Source organism: Patiriisocius marinistellae, from assembly GCF_009014635.1.
Taxonomy (GTDB): domain Bacteria; phylum Bacteroidota; class Bacteroidia; order Flavobacteriales; family Flavobacteriaceae; genus Patiriisocius; species Patiriisocius marinistellae.
Genome location: NZ_BKCF01000009.1, coordinates 1 through 22,714 on the forward strand (window position 1 = coordinate 1; position 22,714 = coordinate 22,714).

General features: G+C 30.8%; 15 protein-coding genes. All 15 read right to left on the minus strand.

Annotated elements, in window-relative coordinates; genetic code table 11:
• Nucleotides 1–345 precede the first annotated feature (345 nt).
• The gene (locus tag GB234_RS14550; RefSeq protein WP_151895312.1) at nt 346–2,067 is read right to left on the minus strand and encodes an RNA-directed DNA polymerase; all 1,722 of its coding nucleotides are present in this window, start codon (nt 2,065–2,067) and stop codon (nt 346–348) included.
• Nucleotides 2,068–2,436: 369 nt separating this feature from the next.
• A complete protein-coding gene (locus GB234_RS14555) occupies nt 2,437–5,424 on the minus strand; it encodes a type I restriction endonuclease subunit R (RefSeq protein WP_151895313.1) in 2,988 nt (995 codons plus the stop codon).
• A 2-nt stretch (nt 5,425–5,426) separates the two neighbouring features.
• Complete coding sequence (locus GB234_RS14560; RefSeq protein WP_151895314.1) at nt 5,427–6,413, minus strand: hypothetical protein; 987 nt, start codon at nt 6,411–6,413, stop codon at nt 5,427–5,429.
• A gap of 3 nt (nt 6,414–6,416) precedes the next feature.
• Nucleotides 6,417–6,740, minus strand: a complete 324-nt coding sequence (locus tag GB234_RS14565; RefSeq protein WP_151895315.1) for a hypothetical protein — start codon at nt 6,738–6,740, stop codon at nt 6,417–6,419.
• Between the two features lie 3 nt (nt 6,741–6,743).
• The gene (locus tag GB234_RS14570) at nt 6,744–8,000 is read right to left on the minus strand and encodes a restriction endonuclease subunit S (protein WP_151895316.1); all 1,257 of its coding nucleotides are present in this window, start codon (nt 7,998–8,000) and stop codon (nt 6,744–6,746) included.
• Entirely contained in the window at nt 8,000–9,952 is a 1,953-nt protein-coding gene (locus GB234_RS14575; protein WP_151895317.1) for a type I restriction-modification system subunit M, read from the minus strand. The genes GB234_RS14570 and GB234_RS14575 overlap by 1 nt, the downstream gene beginning before the upstream one ends.
• Nucleotides 9,953–10,353: 401 nt before the next feature.
• On the minus strand, nt 10,354–12,084 hold the full coding sequence (locus tag GB234_RS14580; protein ID WP_151895318.1) for a DUF262 domain-containing protein: 1,731 nt from the start codon (nt 12,082–12,084) through the stop codon (nt 10,354–10,356).
• A 255-nt stretch (nt 12,085–12,339) separates the two neighbouring features.
• A complete protein-coding gene (locus GB234_RS14585; RefSeq protein WP_151895319.1) occupies nt 12,340–14,016 on the minus strand; it encodes a UvrD-helicase domain-containing protein in 1,677 nt (558 codons plus the stop codon).
• 176 nt (nt 14,017–14,192) lie between these two features.
• Nucleotides 14,193–14,483, minus strand: coding sequence for a hypothetical protein (locus GB234_RS14590; protein ID WP_151895320.1), 291 nt, complete (start codon nt 14,481–14,483; stop codon nt 14,193–14,195).
• Nucleotides 14,484–15,064: 581 nt separating this feature from the next.
• A complete protein-coding gene (locus GB234_RS14595) occupies nt 15,065–16,066 on the minus strand; it encodes a virulence RhuM family protein (protein ID WP_151895321.1) in 1,002 nt (333 codons plus the stop codon).
• 12 nt (nt 16,067–16,078) lie between these two features.
• Complete coding sequence (locus tag GB234_RS14600) at nt 16,079–17,065, minus strand: PD-(D/E)XK motif protein (protein ID WP_151895322.1); 987 nt, start codon at nt 17,063–17,065, stop codon at nt 16,079–16,081.
• Nucleotides 17,058–19,298: a Z1 domain-containing protein gene (locus tag GB234_RS14605; RefSeq protein ID WP_151895323.1), complete on the minus strand. Its 2,241-nt coding sequence runs from the start codon at nt 19,296–19,298 to the stop codon at nt 17,058–17,060. The genes GB234_RS14600 and GB234_RS14605 overlap by 8 nt, the downstream gene beginning before the upstream one ends.
• A gap of 3 nt (nt 19,299–19,301) precedes the next feature.
• Nucleotides 19,302–20,864: an ATP-binding protein gene (locus GB234_RS14610; RefSeq protein ID WP_151895324.1), complete on the minus strand. Its 1,563-nt coding sequence runs from the start codon at nt 20,862–20,864 to the stop codon at nt 19,302–19,304.
• On the minus strand, nt 20,848–22,221 hold the full coding sequence (locus tag GB234_RS14615) for a DNA cytosine methyltransferase (protein WP_151895325.1): 1,374 nt from the start codon (nt 22,219–22,221) through the stop codon (nt 20,848–20,850). The genes GB234_RS14610 and GB234_RS14615 overlap by 17 nt, the downstream gene beginning before the upstream one ends.
• On the minus strand, nt 22,214–22,417 hold the full coding sequence (locus GB234_RS14620) for a helix-turn-helix domain-containing protein (protein WP_151895326.1): 204 nt from the start codon (nt 22,415–22,417) through the stop codon (nt 22,214–22,216). The genes GB234_RS14615 and GB234_RS14620 overlap by 8 nt, the downstream gene beginning before the upstream one ends.
• Nucleotides 22,418–22,714: the final 297 nt, after the last annotated feature.

The following is a 22,714-nucleotide window of genomic DNA, read 5'->3' on the forward strand; positions in this document are numbered from 1 at the left end:
CGACTAAAAGTTTCGTCTCTAAAGTTGCTTTTTGATAGCTTTTTTTTCGCCAGTGTTCATTTTGTGTTTTCATAAGTGACTATAATTAAAGGTTTAATTTTTAGTCAACCTATTTCAGGAAAGTTCAAGCACCAAAATATTTGCTAACGTCTCCGTATATGAAACGTAGCGTGTTAAAATACGTTATCGTTTCGGATTATACACGAGCCGAATTTTTAAATTTTTCTTTTTATCTTTATTTTACTAAAAGCCAAATTTAAAAATTTGGCGGTCTTCGCAAATACACACAAACCTTTCGGAAAGCCTATAATAGCTATGTTTTATATACATTGTTGTGTGCAGTTTTTAATACCATTCTTCTTCGCCTTCATCATATTCAACTTCTATCATATTATAGCCTCCAAAATGATTGCTGACCATCGAAACTTTTGGACGGATTTGTCTTTCGACGTCATAAAAAGAAACGTCATAATCGAGCATTATGCTAAAATATTCATTATCCAAAATATCATTGATATTATCATATTCAATCCATTCCTTTGCTATGGTTTCATATATTAAGAGCCAATTTTCACCAAATGTACTTGAGATTTTGATTTCTTCTTTAACTTTTCTTATATCTGGTTTTCTACCATCATAAAGAGTTTCTTCAATTAAATGAAGACACAATAATTTAGATATTGAGTCTTTACTTTCTAAAATTGATTCAACAAGTTTTTTTGGACAATTTATGTTAAAGGTAATTAAAATCCATAGTGACCAAGACACCTCAAAAGAATGATTTAGTGTAAGGTGTTCTTCGATTATTGAAATTAAAACATTTTTTATTTTTTGTTTCGACTTATTATCAAGGTATATTTTATAAATAAAAAGTACTTCGAAGATTATATCGATAGTGCTTGAATCTATTAATAAGGTCTGTAAAATGAAAGAAAGGAAAAAATCCCAATTTTCATTAAGAATTACTGTCTCACCTAATTTAAATTGCTTTAAAGCATATCCAATTATCCAAGAAGAATTTTTAGGATTATTTGATATTGCATTATGCAAAAGCGAGAAATAATTTCTCAATTCGTATTTATCGACTTCTACAAAATTAAACCTGTCAAATTGTTCTGACCAATCTTCGATATATTTAAATGGCAGTTTATTAATGCCAACTTTATTTTCATTTGTTTCTAACTGGAATTCATATAGAACTTGCTGAATTATTTTCAAAGCATTTTCAGCTTCGTTTCTACTATTTAAATAAAAGTAGTAATCATCATAATATCGAGTTCCAGTATGAGGAATAGAGTGTAGCCTTTTTTCTATTTCTTCATCTATTCTATTTGCAATTACTTCCGCCAAAATAAGAGACGTGTCAGGACCAATACACAAACCAACACTTTGTCTATCGTTGCAATTCCGAACTAGTGTATCGATGAAATCTGCTGATTTATACTTTTTTGCATCTCTACTTGTACGCAAGAGATTTTGCCATCTGACTTGGTCAGAAATAGCAATCTTAAAGAATTTTTTTGCTTTGTCTTTTCCCAAAATAGCCCAAGGTATTGAATGGGTGTAAATGGTTGGATAGAATTGAGAAATATCAAGTGTTAATTGAATTTTTTTATCAAAAGATTTTTCAATTAATTGAAATTTAAAATTATTCCAAGAAGTACTTTTTGTCCTAACAGCTCTTCTAGCTCTGGCTTCAACAGGTGTACTTTCTGAGTAGTTACTAAGTTTGTAAGTACTTCTTAATAAAGTCCAATTTTCAATTACGGCTTTAGATAAATCTGAAAACTGTTTTGGATTAGGAATACCGAGTTTTCTTCTTGAATAGGTGCCTTTTGCCAAACTGTAAATAGCTAATTGCGAACTACTGTATTTTCCATAATCATCCTTAAATCTTTTTCTTGCAGCAGACTTATTTTCTCCAGTCTTTTGTGATTTTTCGGATGCTATAATCCCATCCCATTTAGCTCTGGTATATCTATTTTTACTTGCGTAAGACTTTGAATTAAATGGTGGTGGTAATTCTTTAGGTAAATATCCTTTCTCTAGTATTTTTTTTAGATTCATATAATATTTTACCTTAATTCGATTGGCTAGCAGTTCGCTTTAAATTGCACACAACGGTCTTGTGTATGAAACGTAGCGTATAAAAAGACACTAACTTTTCGGATTTAGCACGAGCCGAATTTTTTATGTTTAATTTTTTTTATAAATATAACCAAATAAAAAACTTGGCGTACTTTGTAAATATACAAAAACCTCTCGGAAAGCCTATAATAGCTATGTTTTATACACGTTGTTGTGCATAGTGCTTTTCACGTTCAGCTTGGTTTTCCGATGTTTGTTATTTAGTTCAAATTTGAGCGTTGGCAAGACATACTCTTTTGCAATTTTTGGCTTAGCATTGGCTGTAGCGAATTGCGAATGTGTATGGCTTTAGGATTGGTCTTTTTCGTTAATTTTCGAATAAACCTTTTTCAGCATTAATTCTTTCACCAGATTTCCGAAAGATTTGTTTTCAATTATCTTATCAAAAATGTCTTGATTTTGGTCCATTCTCTCAATAAGTTTATTTAAAAACATATCCTCAAAAGCATATTTAAACGTGTCTATTTTATTTGCTTTCGCTTGTGCTTGTAATTTTTCATCTTCGATTAATTCCGCTTCTATTTGTTCAAAAAATAATCGGTCAGCTTCTTCAAATTCAGTTCCGAAACGTTCATTTAGAACATCAATTATTTCTGAAAGTAACGCCTTTTCTTCTTTAGCTCTTTTAATTCCAGCTTCTGTTAATCCATCTAATTCTCCATCTTCTCCTTTTACTAAATCAATTGAACCTTCTTTCACTTTTTGTAATCGATAATATTCCATTGCAATCTCATCAGATAATTGCAAACTTTCAGCTAATTCCTTTTTCGGAAGTTTAGTTTGAAGAAGTTTAGAATAAGCATAGAACTTTTCAAATTCAGGTTCTTTAAATGGCATTATTTGAGCAAGGAATGAATATAGGTTAGTCCAAGTTCTCAAACTCTTTTTAAACTCGTCCTTTTCATCCTCTGTGTCTATAGCTTTGTATCTGTCAATAGCTGGGTCGATAAAAGAATACAAACGTGATTGGTCTTTGGAATTTAATTTACCTGTTGGCTTAAAATAAACATTAGCAAAAGCATTTACTTCAGATTCTTGAATGATTTGTTTTTCATCAATCTTTAATTTCAAATCAAATAAATGGTTGATTTCTGGTTCTTCCGCAACCATTGTCTTTTCATAATATGGTTGAAAGGATTCAAATATTGTTTCTCTGTCATTTACAAAATCCAACACAAAAGTGTCTTCTTTTCCTGCTGTCATTCTGTTTAAACGAGATAAAGTTTGAACAGCTTTAACACCTGATAATTTTTTATCTACATACATTGTATGCAAAAGTGGTTGGTCAAATCCTGTTTGATATTTGTCTGCTACAATTAATATTTTGTATTCGTCATCATTAAATGCTTTAGGAAGCTCCTTTTCTCCGTAACCAGTTAATTGAGGTTCTGTAACTCCATCAGGATAATTGTCATCTATAACTTTTCCAGAAAAGGCAACAAGTATTTTTAGCTCATTTGTGTATTCGTTTTCTTTGATGTATTTATTGAATTCTTCAAAATACCTTTTAGCTAATTTTCGTGAAGACGTTACAAACATTGCTTTTGCTCGTCCTCCAATTTTTGTAGCAACAATTTGTCGAAAATGCTCAATAACTATTTCTGTCTTTTGTGCTAAATTGTGAGGATGAAAATTCACAAAATTACCTATTGCTCTCGCAGCTTTCTTCCTGTTTAAATTTGGGTCATCTTCAATTGCTTTTGAAAGCTGAAAATACAATTCGTAATTCGTATAATTTTGTAAAACATCTAAAATAAAACCTTCTTCAATTGCTTGTCGCATTGAATACAAATGGAAAGGTTCAGGTTTCCCATCATTACCTTTTTTACCAAAAATAGCAAGTGTTTTATATTTTGGTGTCGCAGTAAAAGCAAAAAACGAAATGTTATTTTGTTTTCCTCTTGCAGTAGCTGATTTTTCAACTTGCTCGCTAATAAAATCTTCTGCCGAATATTCTTCATCTTCATTATTTTCTGTTTCAGAAGCTCCTAAAACTTCTTTCATTTTTTTATGCGCTTCACCACCTTGTGAACTGTGAGCTTCATCAATAACAACAGCAAATTTACGTCCTGAAAACTCTTCTACTTTTTCAATTACAAACGGAAACTTTTGTAATGTAGTAATGATAATATGCAATCCAGAATTTAATGCTGAAGCCAATTGTGTACTGTCTTTATCAATTTTCTGAACAACTCCTGTTTTATGCTCAAATTGATAAATAGTATTCTGTAATTGTTGGTCTAAAACTCTTCGGTCTGTTACTACAATTACACTATCAAAAATGCGTTCATCTTGTGTATTGTGTAAACTTGATAAACGATAAGATAACCAAGCAATGGAATTACTTTTTCCTGAACCAGCTGAATGTTGAACCAGATAATTTTTTCCAACTCCGTTTTCTTTTACATTTTTTGTAATATCTCGAACAACATCTAATTGATGATAACGAGGAAAAATCATTTTTTCTTTTTTAAATGTTTTTCCATCAATTTCAATTTCTTCTGTTTGAAGATGAACAAAACGATGAACAATATCTAACCAACTATCTTTTGCTAATATTTTTTTCCATAAATAGTCAGTTTTGTAACCATCTTTATTTGGTGGATTTCCTTTTCCTCTGTTATAACCTTTGTTGAATGGAAGCCAATATGTTTTTGTGCCATCCAATTTAGTTGCCATAAATACTTCTTCATCATCAACTGCAAAATGTACTAAAGCTCTTTTCTTGAAAGCAAATAATAATTCTCTATTATCTCTTGAGCTTGCATATTGTCTTTTTGCATTGTCAGTATTTTGACCTGTAAAGTGATTTTTTAACTCAATTGTAGCTAATGGAATCCCATTTAAAGACAAAACAATGTCAACTGAATTTCTGTTTTTATGTGTGTAATAAACTTGACGAATTACTTTTAGTTGATTTTTGTCGTATAATTCTTGTGTTTCAGGATTTAAACCAGTTTCAGGCTTAAAAAATGCTAATTTGAAACGAACTCCATAATCTGTAAATCCATTACGTACAACGTCTAAAGCACCACGCAAATCCATTTCTTTGTAGATACGTTGGATAATACGATTTTCAACTTGTTCTCCGTGAATACCTGAAATTTTACTCCAATTTTTTGGTTGTGTTTCTTGTAAAAAACTTAATATTTCATATTTGAACATTCCCAATTCAGGACTGTAATCTGCTGAATTCCCTTGAACGTAACCTCCATTTTGAATTAATGATTCAACTATGGCAGTTTCAAATGTATTTTCTGTAGTTAAATTTGCCATAATTAATCGGTTTCTTTTTCTAATTGCTCACTTTCGACAAATCGAGCATAAGCGATATCACTAAATATAGTTTTTAACCTTGATTTTTGTCTTTTGGTCAAATCTTGTTTCAAGTTACGATTTTCAAATCCATCTTCTAACGGATAGCAATCTTCAACAAATTTGGTGTTGATGCCATAAATATCTGAATCAATTTCTATTAATTTTTCAGGTAATTCTTCACCAACTATGGTTGCAGTATCTGGGTCAATGAAGTTTACATTTGGATTGTTGTCTATACTTACATCTTTTCCTAAAAAGGTTTTGTTGCCTTTAATTGAAGGCCAATAAACGCCTAAAAATTCTGTTGTTCCTGGTGGATGAATTTTAGCGATTTGTATTGCTCCATCAATTGTTGAATATTCCTTTTCTCTAATCATTGTCAATAAAACCTTAAAAGGTTCCATATCAAAATTATTTGAAAAACGCTTTCCATTATTTTTCTGTTCTTCTTCAAGTAATTCTTCTGCTTTATCAATTTCGTCTCCTATGAAGCCAAAAAACATATTATTTTCATCAATTTCGTTATGAATAAATGCATTTGTTTCTGTTAGATAGCCAATTTCCCAAAGCTTGAATTTGCTTTCTTTCCAAGAATAACCTCCGAAGAGAAATTTGAAATCTTCGACTTCATCGCCTTGAGCTCCACCATAATCTATAGAATTATATAATGTTGTAAATAGGTTACTCAAGTAATCTAAAACTTCGTTAATATCTGTGTGCGAGTTGGCTAAATGTTCATCAAATTTAATTGAGGAAATTAAATTTAGAATTAATGGATAAGTACGACTTGTTTCTCCTGCAAAACTAATTAAGCAATCTTTTCTGGGTAATTCAAACAATTTTACACCGCTATTCCATCTTTCTCCACCAGAAAGACAGCTATCAGTTGCAAAGATTAATTCTTCAATATTATTTACTTTTCTTATCCAAGATACGCAGAGTGTCATAGGCTATGAGTGAGTTATGGTATAATTCTTTTTATTTAATTCAACTTTCAATTCTTGTGTGCTATCATCATAAGTAAATAAATGATATGAACTCCAAACAGGTCTAAAATATCCATTTGCCTTAAATGCATTGGAATACAGAATAAAAGTTGGGTTGTTTATATTTTCTCGACATTCTATTTCAATATTATCAATAAACGTATGAGGATGGTCAATACTAAAACTACAATCAATAAATTTTCTATCTGTTCCGAGATAACCTTGTGTTCTTAAAAAATCTTGGACTGCTCCAAATGAATTAGATATATCTTGATATGTTGCTAACATAGTTTAATTTACTTTTAATTTTCCTGTTACTACATCACTTATTAATGCTGTTTTATATTCCTTTAATAGACGAATGAGCTTTTTAGTTTTATTTGTTTTCTTATGAATTACTTCAAGTTTATCTTCTATAAATTGAACAATATCCTTTTGTTCATCAGTATCAGGAAATGAAATAAGTAGATTTGAAATAAACTCCCAACTTACTCTTGGCATTTTTGAACCATAAGTTGAGCTGTTAGTTATATCAATAAATGAGTAAGCGAGAAGTTTGAATTTAGCAAATTCGGGAATAACATCATTTAAAGCATTAAAAACATAGAAGTCTCCTACTGCCTGACCCTCAAATTCTGCTAACCAGACTTTTGCCAAGTATGGTCTTAATTTGCCGTAAAGAATATTTTTTTCCAAAAAATGAACACCTTGACCATTAAAATCAGATTCTGTTTCAATAAAATTACCAGTTTTACTTTCAATATTCTCTAAACCAACTTTTGGTAAAATTTCATCATTTTTTTGAGTTTTTAGTTCAAAAAAATATTTAAACCTTTTAATTGTCCAATGCTCTGGAATCTCACCTAACCATTCAATATTACTATCCATTAATTTAACATTAGGATTAATGCCATTAGTGACTGCTTGATTTATTAAAGCCTCCTTTTCTTTTTCATAAAGTTTGAGCAGTTTCTTTTTTTGAGAAATTAGATTATCAATTTCGCCTACCTTTTTATCAAGATATTTAGCTATTAAGTCACGTTCTTCCTTTGGTGGTAAAGCTGTATAAAAGTTGTTAAGTGTATTGATAGTTAATTGATTAATGGTAGATGTTAAAAATAAACCTGACTGACCTGAAAACACTTGTGAATTAAAATATTTAGAAATGAATTCGTATTGTTCAGTTCTAAAAACAGTCATAAATGCTCCAAAAGTTTCACCTTCAGTTTCTTTATCTATTGTAATATTTTTACCTATTAGTTTTCTACTACCATTTCTTGAGCAAATTAAAATATCTCCAACTTTAGTTTCTAATTTTTCAGGTATATCCTTGTTAATGTAAACGTTATCTTTTAGACTCAATTTTCCATTTTGAATATTGGAAGACCTTAATACTAAAGTGCCACCTTCTTGTACAACATCTTTTGGGCTATATGTAATGCCTATTATAGAATCACCAATATATTTTAGTCTTTTGACTTCCCAATGCTCTGGAATCTCACCTAACCATTCAATACCAGAATCTTTGTATGTTTTGTATTTTTCCATTAATCCAAAACCTTTTTTTCTAAATCTAAAGAACTTTTTTCTAACGCAAAGATGTCAGCCTTAATAGCTTCCAATGAACGCAATGGTTTAAATTCATAGAAATACTTTGTGAAGTTTAATTCATAACCAACTTTGGTTTTACTATCATCAATCCAAGCTTCAGGTAAATGTGGCTTTACTTCTCTGATAAAATATTCTTCAATTGTTTGTGGTACTAATTTATCATCATCATCATCTAATTTTAAAAATGGAATGTTCTCGTAATCTCTATTAGATGTGTCAGGTTTTACTTTAATTTTTTTGCCTTCTTCTATTGTCAATTCATTTTCATTTAAAGACCATTTTCCTTCTTTAATATGCATTTTGCATAATTCTTCAAAATCATCAACTGCTTTTTCAATTTTTTCAAGAGAAGCCTTATTTAAAAAGTCAACTAAAGTTTGCTTATCGTGAGCAACTTTAAGCATTAAATCATACCAATCCGGCTGTTCAACACTAATTCGCCAATAACCAAAGAAGTCGTTTGGATAAATTTGACAGAATTCATTTTCTTCAAAATCACCATAAATTTTGGTGATATAACCAATTCCTTTTTCTTCACCATTTTCAATAATTCTCTTTCGCTTATTACCTAAGCTTGGTGTTTGTTTTTCATAAAAACGATTGAAGTCAATTTTCTTTTCAGCAAGTAGTTCTTCGTCTTTAGTTCCTGTTGCGTTAATGAGTTGGATTTTTCCTTTACGCTCTTTGCTTTTTTTGTTATTTACAATCCACACATAAGTAGAAATTCCTGTATTATAAAACAATTGGTCAGGCATTGCTATAATGGCTTCAAGCCAATCATTTTCAATAATCCATTGTCTAATATTACTTTCTCCACTTCCTGCACTTCCAGAAAAAAGAGGTGAACCATTAAAAACAACTGCGATTCGAGTTCCATCAGATTTCATTTTAGAAATCATATGCTGTAAAAACAGAAAAGAACCATCATTAATTCTTGGTAATCCAGCTCCAAAACGACCAGAATGCCCTTTGTTTTCGTGTTCTGCTTTAATAATTTTTTGTGCTTTTTTCCAGTCAACTCCAAAAGGTGGATTTGAAAGCATATAATCAAATTTTTCATCTTCTAAACCGTCAACTGTAAAACTGTTCCCGAATTTAATGTTTGATGGATTTTGTCCTTTAATTAGCATATCTGATTTACAAATAGCGTAGGATTCAGGATTAATTTCCTGTCCGAAAACTTCCAGTTTTGCTTTTTTGTTAAAGCTGTTTAAATGTTGTTCGCCAATTGAAAGCATTCCACCTGTTCCACAAGCTGGGTCGTAAAGCGTTTTTACAATCCCTTCTTTGGTTAGCGTTTCGCTATCTGAAATAAACAAGAGATTTACCATAAGTTTAATTACTTCTCTTGGAGTAAAATGTTCTCCAGCTGTTTCGTTTGATTGTTCTGCAAACTTTCTAATAAGCTCCTCAAAAGTGTAACCCATTGACATACTGTCCATATCAGAAAGGTCAATTTCAGAGAATTTTTTAACGATTTGAAAAAGAATATCAGCTTTTGGGTCGTCCATCCTTTCAATTTGGTCGTCAAAGTTGAAATATTCTATTATCTCTCTTGCACTTGAAGAAAATCCGTTAATGTAGTTTCGTAAGTTTGCAGCTATTTTGTCAGGTTCTGCGACTAATTTTTCAAAATCGTATTTACTTCTGTTATGAAAATTATGACCAGCAATTTTGTTAAGAATTATGTCTTTCGATTTGTCTGGTTTGTCCGAAACTTTAGGTAAGTATTCTAAAACCTTTTCTTTTGTTGGTTCAAGTACACAGTCCAAACGTCTTAAAACAGTTAATGGCAGTATAACCTTTCCGTAATCTGATTGCTTGTAATCACCTCTTAATAAATTCGCTACGTCCCAAATTAGGTTTGCCTTTGCCTTAAAGTCTATCATTCGTTTTTAATGTCTTTTTGTTCAGTCTCAAATTTATGTTTTTCATTTTGTTTATTCGGTTTAGCGTTGGGAAATTTTAGCTCTTTTGGTTTTTAGAGCGTTGGCTCGTGTATGGGAAAAACCAAATGTGCTAAAATATGCGGTTGGCTTTTCAGTACGGAATTTTACTATTTTGCACGATTTTCCGCATTATGCACAACGGTCTTGTATATGAAAAGTAGCGCTGAAAATAAGCGGTTACCATTCGGATGAAACACAAGCCGAATTTTTAAATTTTACTAATTATTTTATTTTTTGGAATTTGTCAAATTTAAAAATTTGGCGACTTCCCAAAAATGCCTGAGCCTTTGTGTTAGCAAGGACTCGCGCTATTTTTTATATACGTTGTTAGCCACAGGCAATTATTCCGCTGTCCATATTTCTTTCGCTTTTCCGAGTAGAAATTCGGCTCTTTTTTCAATTTCAGTTTCGTTCCATTCGTTCAATTCAAGATAAGGTGCAAGAGTTTCAATTCCGCCCGAATAGTGTTTTAAACCTTCCTTATTTCCACTTCCTCTCTTTTTTGTTGGCCAATTAGAATCTCTAATCGAAGCATTTAATGATTGTGTAATAATCGCTAAATTTCCTAAAGTTTTAAGTTTAAAATTCCTAAAATCTTTTGCTTCTTTAGTTGAAACGCTATTCCATTTGTTTTCCCATTTTTTAGGCATTAAATGTTCTAAACTGTATTTGCTAATTCCTAAAAGTTGAGTTGCTTGTTTATTTCGATTTCTAATTTTAGATTCAATTAAATAGACAATTCCTGCGGTTTGTTTGTTAATTAAAATCGAATTTTCAAAACCTTGTTTCAATTCGGTGTCATTTGGCAAGTAATTTACTTTATCGTTCCTACCTTCCAAATATTCCACGAACTGTTCTTTTGACAATATTTTATTTGATATTAGTCTGTCTGTAAATAATTGATTGTAGTTTTTTGTTGTTGCTTTAACAACCATTCTTCGCATTACATAACTTTCTATAAATGCAAAAAGCTCATTTCGTTGATTTTCGTCCGTAACATTTTTGAGAATAAAAAGCGAGTAAGGAATTAATGTTGAAGTATCGAGCCCAAAAATTATGGCGTTTATTCGCTCAATTCCATTATCTGAATTTAGTTCGTTATTGACAATATCAAAATCAAAATTTTCTTTGAATAAATGTGCGTATTCCTTTAATTCGTTAAGGATGATTATTTTATCTAATTTGTAATCTCTAATAAATCTTTTGTAAGATTCAAATAGATTCTCAACCTTTGAAAACTCAATTTTATCCTCTGTATTTACTTTTAATTCAGGTTCTTGAATTTTAATTTGCAAGTACGAGTAAAAGAAAAGGTCAATAAATGTTCTTCTTAAACGACCTGTTGTAATTTCTCTATCCCAATAAATTTTTGTGTCGTCATCTTTTTCAAATATCTGTTTCCAATACTTAATGTAATTGTCTAATTCATTTCGTTTGAAAAAATAGTTTTTCAATAACTCCGCAGTTGTTAATCTAACACCAAGTGAATTAATTGTGTCAAAAATCTGTTGTTCGTCCTCTTCGTAACCAAGGTCAATACCAACAAATAGAATATTGTCAAGGATATTAAAGAAGTCTATCGAGTTTTCTAAATCGTCTGTCGATATATTTTCGTTGAAAAAGTTATAAGCCGAAAGAATATTGTCGTTTTCTGAAACGTCCTTGAAAACTGTCAAACTTTCAAGATTTACAACCTTATTAAACGATTCTTGGTCATTATGATTGTGAAGTAAAATGATAGATTTATCTCTCTGCTTTTTAAAAGTCTCTGTAAAATCGTTGTCTGAATTATTTTTTAAACAAAGAACTTTTAAAAAAATATTTAAAGTCGTCAACCTTTGTTGTCCGTCAATTACCGTTAAAATCGAATCTTTATTTGAAGTGGTATCTTGTTGTTTTAAAATTACAGAACCTAAAAAATATGGTCTTTTGGTAGTGGAAACCATAATCATATCTTCTAAAAATCTTTGCCATTGTTCGGTATCCCAAACATACGCTCTTTGAAAAAAGGGTATTTCTAAATTTCTACCTCTGTTGAATATATCTCTAATTGTTCTTTTTCCTGCTTCCATTAAATTCCTAATGTTTGTTTTATGTACTGATGTTCGTTTTTGCTTGTGGCTAACGTCTCCGTATATGAAACGTAGCGTGTAAAAAAGCGCTTTCGTTTCGGATTAAACACGAGCCGAATTTTTAAATTTTTCTTTTTAACTTAATTTTCTCAAAAAGCCAAATTTAAAAATTTGGCGGTCTTCGCAAATACACAAAAACCTTTCGGAAATCCTGTAATAGCTATGTTTTATATACATTGTTAGCCATAGTTTTTATTACCAAATATCGTCTAACTTATCAAATAGATTACCTTCTTCAGGTTCAACATCTTCTTTCATAGAGTTTACTAAAAATAGAGATTTCTTTGCTCTTGTCAATGCCACATATTTCAAATTGTTTTCTTGAACTTTTTCCCAAGGCTTATGATTATCTTTTTTCATTGGTAATTTATCATAATCAAGAATAAATACACGTTGGTTTTCAAGACCTTTTGCTTTATGAATAGTAGAGAGTTTAATCGCATCTTCACTTTCAGTTATTAATCCTTCAATTCTTTTGACTAATTCATTAATTGTAGATACATCTAAATGTATAGAAGCTTGCCTTTGCAAAAAGTTAATTCTTCTTTCTACATATTCAGTTTCTTCATCAATGAAATCTTCTCTTAAAGATTGATTGGACATTTTTTTTGCTTTTTTTTCTATAAAGTATATATTCCTGTCTTTAACTTTCTCAAAGAAATCATATCCGTTTTTATATACATTTCTCGTATTTAGTTCTTGTTTTGAAAATAAAAATCGAAGTTCATTAAAAAGTTCTTTTACATCATCTTGGTGAATATTCACTTTTCTATTATTTTCAAGTAAGATGAATAACAAAGTAGTTAGTGGTGCTTTCGTTCGGCTTATAATTAAATCGCCATCTTGAGCAAGTTCGAAAACTTTTTCAAAATCAACTTTTTCGATAAATCCTTCTTTATCCTTAAATGGTTTTATGTCTGTTCGAAAATTTTGAGCATATTCAATTACATTATTTGGACATCTAAAACAAAATGACAGAGATAATTTTACGTGATTTGGTAATTTGTAAAAACGATTAAAGGATTCAATATCCGCACCCGTAAATCCATATATTGATTGGTAAGGGTCGCCAACTGCCATAATTCTACCAGACTTTTTAACATATTTTAAGGCGACCATCAATTGAGACTTAGATAAATCTTGACATTCGTCTATGAATAAAATATCATATTCTGTTTTAGGTTTTAATTTGAAAATAAAGGGAAGATATAATTGGTCGTTAAAATCAATAATTTGATGGCTTTTAGCTAATGAATTTCCTTCTTTAATTAATGAGTTATTTGCTTTGAAAAAAATATTTATTTCTTTGTCTAATTTATTCTCATTGATTTTTGATGGGTCGATAATATTGTAATGAATTACCATATTTTTATAATCCTCATAATCATCTTTAGTTAAAGTAAGTCTATATTTATTGACACTTTCTAAAAGTTTATATTTGAAAATTCCGTAATATTTTTTTAGTACACTTTCTTCAAAAGGATTTGCAGGTTCAGCACTTATGTCATTTATTTTTAAAAATTTAAGAAATAGTTCTTTGTTGTAAGTTTTAATCGATTTATCAACAAGGTTATCATATTTTCTTAACTGAAAATTAAATTTTAACTCGTAATTTGACTTTAATATGTCGTATCCGAGTTGATTTAAATTCTTAACTATAATATTACTCTTATTCTTAATTCTACTTTCAATTTCATCTCTTATTTTAGAATTAAAGGCACAAAACAGAAGTCTTTTGGAATTTTCAATAAAATCAATGCTTTGAATTATTGTAGTAGTTTTTCCTGAACCAGCAACTGCATCAATAATTCCGTGGTTTGAATCGAATTTAATGAAATTATATATTTTTTCTTGTTCAGGTGTTGGTGTCATTCTATTGGGTTAGGATGTTTCTTTAAATTATGGCTAACGTGTTTATATATGGTTTGTTGCGTGATTTAAGCAACTAATTTAGTAAATAATTACAGACAAAGAAAATCCGCGAGGATTTTCGTAAGTAAGCAAAAAGCCAGCAATAAATTATATATGGTGTTGTGTGCAGGCTTTTTTCATCCACCTTTTGTCCATTCCTTTTTTGATGAATTATAAGTTTTAGATTCTCCAAGACTTATTCCAAACCAAACTATATAAGTCGAGTCAGTTTTTTTCTCGTAAAAAGCTTTACTATTTTCAAGTTCAACTAGTCCAATTTCAGAGGCATTTTTCGGCAATCTATTTTTTTCTGTTTTAAATTTTTCTACTTTTTCAATTATTAATTCAGCGTATTTTTCTCGGTCATTTTCCACGCTACAACCATAAATTAAAAATAATAAACCACAAATTAATATTTTAAATTTCATTCTCACTTTTTTGTTTTAAAATCTGTTTTCTGTAAATCAAAAGTCCGATAATTATCAGTCCGCAAAGAATTGCTAAAATGTGAAAAGTTCTAATTGCATTACATAAATCAATTCCTGAAACAATTGAAATACAATCCGTTAATTTACGTGTTTCATATTTTAAACTAACCATTGAATTAAAAGCCATAAATTCAAATAAAGGAATTCCAATTATGAGTAAAATCAGAGTAATTATGTAAATCGTTTTTCTCAATTATTCTCAATTTTCAGCTTGCACACAACGGTCTCGTATATGAAACGTAGCGTGTAAATAAACGCTGACCTTTCGGATTAACCTTAGCCGAATTTTTAATTTTTATGTTTACTTTTCTTTTATAAATATAACCAAATTAAAAATTTGGCGGACTTTGCAAATACATTCAAACTTCTCGGAAAGCCTATATTAGCTATGTTTTATATACATTGTTACCTGCTGGCTTTTCCGCAAAATTGCTAGCGTTGGCGGTTTAAGCTCTTTTATTTTTTAGTGCGTTGGCTTTGAGCGTTGGCAAAAAATAAATGTGCTTGAACCTTGCGTTGGCTTATTTCCGTTTCTTGTTTTCTATTTTTTTAATTGCTTTTTCAAAATCTCCTTCTCCGATTGTTTTTTGTTTGGTCTCTTTAAATTTCTTGTATTCTCGTTCCGCATTTTCTTTACCTAATTCGTGAGAAACAGTTCCAGCATTATTTAGTATTTCTCGGTCGTTTAAAGTCAAGAAACCGTTTAGTTTTTCAATCCAATTTTTCATATACATTGGTACTCTTCGTTGTGCTTGACCTTGTGCGAAAATTAGATACTGCTCCACTAAATTATTTAATGCTGATAATTCATCTTCTTTGAGATAATTTTTAGCAATGGAAACATCCATTTTTCTTATATTTTCTCCTCTCCAAGTGGTTAATCCCATATTTTCTTTTGAACTATTCGCTCTTTGGCTAATGATTTCCGCAGCTGTTTGTCCAGTTATAGCCCAATGCAATTTATTTTGAACCGTTTTAAAGAAACTAATACTAATTTCTAAAGTAGGGTCATAGTCAATGCTTGTTGCATAAATATCTGTAATTTTTCGATAGAATCGTTTTTCAGAAGTACGAATATCCTGTATTCGCTTTTCCAGTTCTTCGAAATAATCGAATGGTAAATCAGGATTTTTTAAACGTTCATCATCTAAAACAAATCCCTTTACAATGTACTCTCTTAATTGATTAGTTGCCCATTGCCTGAACTTAGTTGCAACGTGAGATTTTATTCTATACCCAACAGAAATAATAGCGTCAAGGTTATAAAAAACCTGTTGTCTTTTAACATCTCGATTTCCTTCTTTTTGAACTATTAAGAAATCCTTAATAGTTCGATTTTCCTCTAATTCGCCCTCTTCAAATATATTTTTGAGATGCATATTAATATTAGGAACAGAGGTTTGGAACAACTCTGCCATCAACTTTTGAGTAAGCCAGACAGTTTCATTTTGAAAACGGACGTCTAATTTGGTTTCTCCATTTTCTGTCTGATAAATTATGATTTGTGATTTGTTTTCTTCCATAATGCCTGAGTTTTAATTGTCTTTGATGTAAGGATTTAAAAGTTCATCAAGACTTGAATCAATAGGAGTTGAGTTCAATAGATTACTAACAAATGTCAGATTAGTAACCTCTTTAGGAATATTGATATCTTGAATTTTAGGGATATTTATCGAATGATAAAACTGTAAAGAGCTTTTAGCCAATTCAGGGTCGAACTTGATTTGATTGACTTTTTCTACATCAATACCCAAAGTCGAATAGACTAAAAGATGCAATTTTTCTTTTTGTTTAGGGAAATCATTTAGTTTATTGTTAATACGGCTTAACAAATCGTTAATACTAAAACCTGCAACATTTTGACTTACAAGGATTGATGCAATGATTATTTCTGTATCGTTAATCGGATTTAGTTGTCTTGAACTAAAATTATGTATTCTAGATTCTGATGCGGAACTCTTAACTTCAAAACGTAATTTTCCAAAGCTAAAATCAAATTTTTCTTCTGGTATACTGTGCCAACCAGTAATTAATTTTTCAGGAAAAGAGGATTGTTCAATTAAGAACAATTCGCACCAAAGACCTTGTATTGAATTTCTCGGAGTTTCCTTTACTGCTTTGAACAGTTCAATAAATTTATTAACAGTATGTTTTATTTGCTTGTTTGATGGATTTTGACCAAGTGATTTTGTCACAATTTGGCAGGTGCTCAAAAAAAGGTCTTTAACATCATTGTTCTGACCTATGTATGATACAACCGAAAAATTATTATGATGAACTTTACCTTCTGATTCTATTTCGCACCTTAAATTGTGAGAAACCTTTATGTTAAATAAGTTTTGATTGGCAATTATAAAGTCCTGATTTTCTTCCGAAATAAAGATTAAGAGACTTGGGTTATTTGCATTGTTTTTGGCTATTCTATGATTTTCATAGCCCTTAATTGCCTTTGCCGAATACGAATTGGAATTCTGATTTTTTGGCAATGGTAGATTCTCATATATTCCTTTTAAATCAAGCATTAATTTTAGAGATTAATGATTGAGATAAGCGAGCAGGAATCCATACTGCAATAGTCGCTATGTTTTCGAAATCGGTATCACGAAAGTCGAGATTGTGTATTTGAACAGTTACAGAATCATCAGTTTTTATTTTTTCGTCTCCAGGATAAATAACTTCTCCAGTTCTTGGGTTTTTACCTTGAAACAACTGTTGAATTTCATCTTTCTTTAAACGTCTTGTTCTAGGTTTACCTTTGGCAATTAAATTAACGAAACTGTCTTCTGGCGGAAATTCATCCGTGTATAAATCTATTACAGATTTTAAATTGGTATACGTGGTGGAATCTGTTTGTCTCGTAAATTTCAATTCATTCAATAATTCCGTGAATAAATCTTTTAAAGGTATTTGAGCAATAAGATGTTTTTGTTCTTCCGTTCTGTCTTTATGACCTTCATTTTCCGAAAATTCCTGTTTATACTTTTCAATAAATCGGTCAACTATAGTTCTATTGCTTTCAATTATAATTTCGCTATCGTGCGGAGCTCTTATTCTAACCCATTTATTACCAAATGTAGTTCTTGTCAAATCTTCAGAAAGTACATTTTTCCTCGTTAATCTAAACATTTCGTTAAGCACAAATTTTCTTTCCATTTCGTTCAAGTGTTGTCCAGAAAGTTTATGTTCTAATAGCTTTTTACGTATATCTTCTTCGTGATTTACATATTCGCTAAATAGGTGAATGTTCTCGGCATCAAGATACACTCTACAATGTCCTAAAAAGTCTTTTTTATAACCAAAGAAACGAGCTCTTTGTTGTATAGTGTCAGCATTTCCAACACCCATACTTCTTGGCATATATGTTATGGTCAAACCTTCAACTGTAAAGCCTCTATCCATTGCTTGTCCACCTACTAGAATAAAAGAATAGTTGCTTTTCCAATCAACTGAACTACCAGCTCTTGAATTTAGTTGCTCAACAGCAGTATTACTGATATTATGGCCTAAAGTCTCTAATAGGACTTCAAAAGGTTGTATTTCGGGTGCAGTGGCTTTTAAATCTTTATATGATTCCTTAAATTCTGAAATGATTTGCAGTTTGGTTTCATCACTATCATCTCGTTCCAATAAAACCTTTTCCCAAAGACTTTTAATATGTGTTACCCAATCATAGTAAATATCGTGTTCTTCAACCAATCTTGAGGGATGAACCATCATTGAACGATTTTTTGGATTTCCTTTTTTATTGCCAAGTAAATAGCCAGATGTTACACTCAAAAAGAAAATACGCATTGCTTCTTGCAATGTTTCAGGTGCTTCTTGAAATGTGTTATCATCACTATAAATCTCGGAGTAAGGAATGTCTCTTATAATAAAATGATTTTCTAGGCAAAACGCTCGACCACCAGTATATTTATATCCTGGTGTTAAAAGTTGAATAAAATTTGGCGAGAGGTTGTCTAAAATATGAATGAATAACGGAGCTTGCGGAGTAGCTGTATATTGTATAAGTGTGTGATGTGGTAGTATGTTTTTTAAATCTCTAATTCTACTATAAATAGTACTCATTTCTTGTTCAGTATGAACGCCTGTTTCTTTGGCTCTTTTTGCATTAGAACTTGCTTTGGTATTCATACTTGCTTGGTCTCCTTCATCATCAATTATTAAAGTAGGAACGTTTGATAAATCAAGTTTTTTGAGAACTGCAAGCAAATTTTTTAAATGACTTGTGTTTTTCATTACTGTTATGAGTAATGTTTTTTTGAAGTCATCAGGAGTATTTGGCTTTTTCCAATTTTGAAGTTCTCTTTGAATAGTGTTTTTATCTTGTGGATTTTTAATTGGGTCTTTAGGATTGTTAAGCATTACCCATTTTCTATGAAACCCTTGATTTATATCTAAATCGTTTTGTAACCTATTGAAAGATTGATTTACAAGATTCGTTGAAATACCTGCAAGCACTATTACTATTTGATAATTATTGTCTCTTGCTAATGCTGTAAGTGTTGTAAACGAGAGTGTTTTACCACTTTGAACATATCCAAAAACTAAGCCAGTATCGTTATTTGTTTCTTCGTTAGGATTGCCACATAATTTCATTATGTGATAAGTTTCTTCTTTAACTTTGTCTTTTGCATCTGTATCATCACCAAAAATCTTGTTCAATAATTTTTCAGATTCTTCACCATATTCGGGAATCCAATTGTCGTCATTTGATGAGCTAGACATTATATTAATATTTTCAGTTTTTGACATATGCTATAATTTTGAAAGTGAACCAAGTAAAAGGTCATTAATATTATTTCTCAATTCAGTTACTGGAGCTCCCGATTTTTTTACGAGTATTTCGGACAGTCCTAATGCAACTACCAAACGCAAAACAGGCTCAATTACTTTGTGGTCATCACCAGCAAACTCAATCATAAATGGATGAATAAGAGATAACCGAACACCTATATTTTTATAATTGGAGTCTTTTTCAGGGATTAAATGGTCGCCAACTTGAATTAGTTCATCAATTGTCTCGTCATAAGACAACTCAATATGAACCATATAATCAATATTTGAAATATTTAGTGGAAATTTCTTGTGATAAGATTTTTCAACCTCCTTTAATTGAGGTTCCTCAACAATATTTGTAGTTGGTTTTGCAACAACAGCCTCAACATCTTTTGCAATTCCATCTTGAATTCTATTTGTTGTACTATCAACTACTTTTTTTGATACTGTTTCTAGGTTTTTTTTACTTTCACGAACTCTTAACTTATCAGCCTGTTTCAAGATAGGAAGCGAATTTTCGCTTTGAAGTTCTTCTTTTAGCAATTCTAAAAAGGCATCCATATTATCGTCCCATTGGAAACCGTCTTTCGTGTGACTTACACTAAAGCCCTCTAAGTGTAGTTCTCCAAAAAGTCGTTTATATCTATGGCTACCTAATGAGCCAGATAATGCTGGTGGTCTAAAACCTTCATCATTATCTGCACTACCTTCAATTACTCTTCCTCTTCTGAATAGAGCAAATCCACTATCTCTTACAGACATTGTTTCCATAATGGCAATAAATCCTTTGGCTCTTAACTTGTTTCCATTATGGTTATTCCCAAAATCAAAATCAACTTCTTGTTTCCACTTTACATTTTCTGCATTGGGAGTTTCAAAATATGCAGTATCTAAAATCTTTGGTGTTTTGTAGCTTAGTTTTTCGCCATTTATGTATAAATCTAAAATTCCTTTTCTAAAAAAATCTCGATAAATACTTGCTAAGTGTCTTTTTACTTTGCCAAGTCCCCTGCGAATAGGCATTTTTTCTTCAATACCAAATAGGGTAATTAACGTATAGTGAGAGTTTGGTTTTGCTTCTTTAGTTTCAATTTGCAATTCTTGTATTTTGTCTTCTACAATTTTTGAAATGTCAAAAGACACCTTACGTTCAACATTTTCGTAAATGGCAGTTGTTTTTGCTTGCCATCTATTAGAAAACCAACAAGCTGCTGATTTCATTCCCATTCCAAATTCGGATAAACGAGTATTGTCTGGTGGTAATTCTGCTGTTCTAAACGCTCTTTGGTAATCATCAGTATGAATGCCAGCTGCATTATCCTTAATAGTTATTTTCTTGTTATTTGTATCAAATTCTATATCTACTCTTAATTTGAAATCTTCCCCTTCAATTTTTCTTAGCTCAATTTCATTTTTTAAGTAGCTGTCTATTGCGTTATCAACAAATTCAGCTAAAGCATAGTAAGGCTTATAATTAAGGTGTTTTAAAACTGAAAGAATTGTAACACCTGGGCGGATGTTTACATTATTCAATTCTTTCATAATCTAGCTCACTTGTTTTGTTAGAGTTTATTTTATGTCCGTTCATTACTTTTGATTTCCCATTGAGTTTAATGGTCTTTGGCTTTTTCTCAATTAGTTTTTCTGCAATTAATCTCACGATAGTTCCGTTTACTGCATTCCCCAATGCGGAAAAGCAAGTACCAATATTTTCTGGTAAATCAATACCATTCAAAGATTGAATACGAGCTCCTTCTGATGGTGTGATGTATCTTTTTTCCCAACTGATTATTGGGATTTGGGTACTAACTGTTACTAAGGATGGAAAAAAATCTGTTTTTTTAATTCTAACACCAGAACCTCTAAATTGAATTATGTATTTATATAAATCTCGCTCACCACCTTGCACGTTCCATTCAAGTTTTTGCCAACTAGCGATTTTTAGATTTTCAATTTTATTAACGATTGGTTCTAAAACATCTTTGTACTTCTCATAGAAAGCTCTGTTCTTTCTTATGTAATTTTTCTTCCAAGAAGGAAACTCATTTTCTTCTGTTTGAGCGTAACTAGGTAGATTTTTAAATTTTTCTGGTCTAGATATCCCTTTAAGTTCAGTACCAAAATTACCTTTTGTTTTGCCTAAGGCTATTGAAGAAGAAGCATAAGGTGTTTTTTCCTCAAACGGATATGTAGCTCCAAATTCCATACTCCATATTGGAAAGCCTGGTAATTTATGTTTTAGAGGAATTTTTGAAATGAATTCTTGCCAAATATCAATTACTTCAATTTTTTCTTCTTCTAATTTTCTTGCATTAACAGGTTTTTCATCAAGAAATTCGAAAATACTGGTTGTTTTATTGGTCGTTTCAAGCCATTCAAAATGGTCTAAACCATCACTAGACCCAATAATAAAAAGTCTTTCTCTATGCTGTGGAATTCCAAAATTATGTGGAGAATATATTTTCTTGTCAATTTTGTAACCTAGTTTGTTTTCAAGTTGTTCTTTTATATAAAACCAAGTATTCTCGTTGTCGTGACTTATGAGGTTTCTTACATTTTCAAGAATGAAGTATTTTGGTTTATGAAATTCTAAAATATCCACGATTTTATCAAAAAGAGAGCCATTTCTTTCGTCTTGCAATCCGTCTTGTTTTCCAGCTTTGGAAAAAGGCTGGCAAGGAAACCCAGCACATAAAATGTCAAAAGAAGGAATTTCAGAAACTTCTATTTTAGTTATGTCTCTATTTACTTCAATCTCAAAATTTTTCTCGTAAAGTTCGGCAAGGTTTACTCTTTTTTCACTTGCAAAGACACATTCGTGTCCGAGTTTTTCAAGAGCAATATGAAATCCGCCAATTCCAGCGAATAAATCTATAAATTTTAAATTTTTTTCAGTCATTGTTATAATCACTCTCAGTTAATAAATCCCTTGCATCAACATTGAGTAGCTCTGCGATTTTGTATAGCACTTCTATTCTTGGTTGGTGTCTATTTTGCGAATAAGCATTTACCATATTGTAACTTTTTCCGAGTTTTTCAGCTAACCAAGTTTGCTTAATTCCTTTCTGTTCCAACACTTCCTTAATTCGGTTCATTTCAGACATTGTTTAAGTCCACTAAAATAGTTAAGTTATTTTGATTATCTCAAAAACTGGTGTAAAAAATGTAAATATTATGATTGGGTGGCGGTGGGGAAGGGCAAGCTCTTTTTATTTTGTGAGGCACGAGCAAAATGAAATGTGCTTGACTGTGCGGTTGGCTTTTTTGTATTATACTGAAATAGGTTGACCTTTTTTCGGTTGTTTTTTTTGATTAATCAATTTCTATTTTTAAATCTTAAGTTCAGCTAAATTTACATTATTTTTTCGATAGGATTTATATTTGATATTTGG